This is a genomic window from uncultured Amaricoccus sp., assembly GCF_937858865.1.
In the GTDB taxonomy this organism is placed as follows: Bacteria; Pseudomonadota; Alphaproteobacteria; order Rhodobacterales; family Rhodobacteraceae; genus Amaricoccus.
The window spans coordinates 1-3,115 of sequence record NZ_CALLYO010000331.1 but is presented as its reverse complement, the minus strand read 5'-3'; the positions used below and the strand labels follow the sequence as shown (position 1 = coordinate 3,115).

The 3,115-nt window shown below is 71.0% G+C and carries 3 protein-coding genes and 1 pseudogene; all 4 read left to right on the top strand.

All coding sequences use genetic code 11. The annotated features are described in order from the left end of the window. Positions 1-629, top strand: a pseudogene (locus tag Q0112_RS09390) (ABC transporter substrate-binding protein); the annotation flags it as partial. A gap of 121 nt (positions 630-750) precedes the next feature. Continuing rightward, positions 751-1,629, top strand: coding sequence for a branched-chain amino acid ABC transporter permease (locus Q0112_RS09385; RefSeq protein ID WP_297974372.1), 879 nt, complete (start codon positions 751-753; stop codon positions 1,627-1,629). Between the two features lie 151 nt (positions 1,630-1,780). After that, entirely contained in the window at positions 1,781-2,695 is a 915-nt protein-coding gene (locus tag Q0112_RS09380) for a branched-chain amino acid ABC transporter permease (RefSeq protein WP_297974370.1), read from the top strand. Beyond that, positions 2,686-3,115, top strand: a 430-nt coding sequence (locus Q0112_RS09375; RefSeq protein WP_297974367.1) for an ATP-binding cassette domain-containing protein, incomplete at its 3' end; no start/stop codon positions are given. The genes Q0112_RS09380 and Q0112_RS09375, both read left to right, overlap by 10 nt.

The following is a 3,115-nucleotide window of genomic DNA, read 5'->3' as shown; positions in this document are numbered from 1 at the left end:
CCTTCACCCGCTACCTCCCGCGCATCCCGCGCGAGACCGAGGTCATCTACCACGTGATGGTCGGCCCCGCCGTCCTCACCTTCGTCAAGGAGCTCGGCGAATTCTACGGCACCGCCGGCCACCCCGAGATCTTCGGCTTCATCGACTCCCTGGAAGCGGTGGACATCAACACCCCCGGCCTCGAGTTCCTCGACGGCTCCCACTTCTGGGAAGGCCACCCCCGCTACAAGCAGGAGGGCGCCTCCGAGTTCGAGACCTTCTACCGCACCGCCGTCGGTGTCGACGACAACGGCGCCTCGACCGCCGACGCCAAGGAAGTCTCCACCTACGCCCACATGTTCTCCTGCTGGGAGACCCTCTTCGTCATCAAGCAGGCCATGGAGGCCGCCTCCTACCAGACCACCGCCGACCGCCAGAAGGTCGTCGAGGCCATCGAGGCGATGACCGACTTCAAGGCCGGGAACGAGCACCCCCAGGGCGACAAGGTCTTCAACGGCAGGACCCACCAGGTCTTCGGCCACCAGCATATCTCCAAGGTCGAGAACGGCCGGATGAACGTCGTCCACACCACCGCGATCGAGGACGGCCTCTACCCCGACGAGGTCGACTACACGACCATGCCCTTCTGAGCGCCCCGGCCGGTAACCTTCATGAACATCGGGTAAATGCCGGAGAAATATCCCCGTCCTCCCAAGCACTTGCCCGGCGTCGCACGCGTGCGACACCGCGTGCGCACGGCCCCGGCCTGACGTGGACTTCGCCCCCTTCCTCCTGCTCGCCACCCTCGAGGGCCTGGTCATGGCGGCGGTCCTCGCCCTCACCGCCGTCGGCCTCTCCCTCGTCTTCGGCGTCATGCGCGTCGTCAACGTCGCCCACGGCGAGTTCTTCATGCTCGGCGCCGTCCTCGCCTGGACCGTCGCCCACACCCTCGCCAACCCCACCCTCGGCTTCCTGGCAGCCCTCCTCGTCGCCCCCCTCGTCGCCGCCCTGATCGCCGTCGCCCTCGACCGCCTCGTCCTCCGCCGCCTCGACTACGAGCCCGAGGCCGTCATCGTCGCCACCATCGGCTTCGGCTACGTCCTGCAGCAGGGCGCCCTCTCCCTCTACGGCCCCGACGCCCGCGCCGTCCCCGCCCCCTTCGACCTCCGCCTGCAGTTCCCCTGGTTCGGCTACTCCGGCTACAAGCTCGCCGTCATCGCCTTCGCCATCCTCGTCCTCGCCGCCGTCTGGCTCCTCCTCACCCGCACCCGCATCGGCCTCCTGATGCGCGCGACGCAATGGGACCGCGAGACCGCCACCGCCTTCGGCATCGACGTGGACCGGGTCTACGCCTTCGTCTTCGGCCTCGGCGCCGCCCTCGCCGCCACCGCCGCCGTCCTCATCGTCCCCATCCAGCAGGCCCACTACCTGATGGGCGCCGACCCCCTCCTCCTCTCCTTCATCGTGGTCATCATCGGCGGCCTCGGCTCCTTGCGCGGCACCGTCATCGCCGCCCTCCTCATCGGCCTCTCCGACGGCATCATCTCCGTCTTCTTCTCGCCGACGCTGGCGAAGATCCTCGCCACCCTCCTCGTCGCCCTCGTCCTCGTCTTCCGCCCCCAGGGCCTCTTCGGCCGGCGCCCCGCGTGAAAAGCCTTGGCCCAGCCCCGCTCTCCCAAGGGCACGGGAGCGCCTGCCTGGGGCGGGCGCGAATGCGCCTGCCCGGGGGGCAGGCAGGCGCATCCCGTGCTTTCGCACGGGCGGGGATAGAGGCACGGTTCCGCGCTAGAGGAGGCCAGACATGAGGCCCTGGCTCCCCTCCCTCGCCGTCCTCGCCCTCCTCGCCGCGGCCCCCTTCCTCCTGCCCGCCTACCACAGCACCAACCTCGCCCGGATCATGGTCCTCGCCACCTTCGCCATGGGCTACAACCTCGCCTTCGGCATGACCGGCCTCCTCTCCCTCGGCCACGCCCTCTTCTTCGCCGCCGGCCTCTACGCCGCCGGCCTCGCGATCACCCAGCTATCCCTCCCCGCCACCCTCGCCCTCCCCGCCGGCCTCGCCGCCGGCGCGCTGACGGCCGCCCTCACCGGCCTCCTCGCCCTCCGCACCACCGGCACCGCCTTCATGATCGTTACCCTGATGTTCGCCCAGGCCGGCTACCTCGCCATCCTCTACTTCGGCGACATCACCCGCGGCGACGAGGGCTTCACCCTCCCCCGCGCCGCCCGCGCCCTCGGCCCCCTCGACCTCTCCCAGGACGCCCCCCGCTACGCCCTCGCCTTCACCCTCTTCGCCCTGGGCCTCCTCGCCTCCCTCGCCCTCACCCGCTCCCCCACCGGCCGCATCCTCACCGCCGTCCGCGAGAACCCCGAGCGCACCCGCATGCTCGGCTACGACCCCTTCCGCTACCGCCTCCTCGCCCTCACCCTCTCCGGCCTCTACGCCGGCGGCGCCGGCGCCGCCTACGCGCTCCTCTTCGGCTACGTCGGCGCCACCTTCGCCAGCGTGCAGTATTCGATCCTCCCCCTCCTCTGGGTCCTCCTCGGCGGCGCCGGCACCATCCTCGGCCCCCTCCTCGGCACGGCGCTGATGTTCTACGTCATCGACCAGGCCTCCCGCGTCACCGACGCCACCCTCCTCGTCGTCGGCGCCGCCCTCATCCTCCTCGTCCTCTTCGCCCCCCGCGGCCTCCTCGGCACCCTCCGATGGCGCTGACCCTCCTCACCACCCGCCACCTCAGCCGCAGCTTCGGCGGCCTCAAGGCCGTCCAGGACGTCGACCTCGACCTGACGCAAGGCGAGATCCACGCCCTCATCGGCCCGAACGGCGCCGGCAAGACCACCCTCGTCAGCCTGCTCTGCGGCCGCCTCGCCCCCGACACGGGCCAGATCACCTTCGAAGGCGAGGACATCACCCACGTCCCCGCCCACGCCCGCGTCCGCCGCGGCATCGCCTACACCTTCCAGATCACCTCGATCTACCCGCGCCTCCCGGTCTTCGACAACGTCGCCCTCGCCGCCCAGAGCCAGTCGCGGGGCCGCGGCCACGCCAACCTCGAAGCCGCCACCTTCGCCGCCCTTTCCCGCGTCGGCCTCGAGGACATGGCCAGGCGCCCCGCCGGCGAGCTCGCCTACG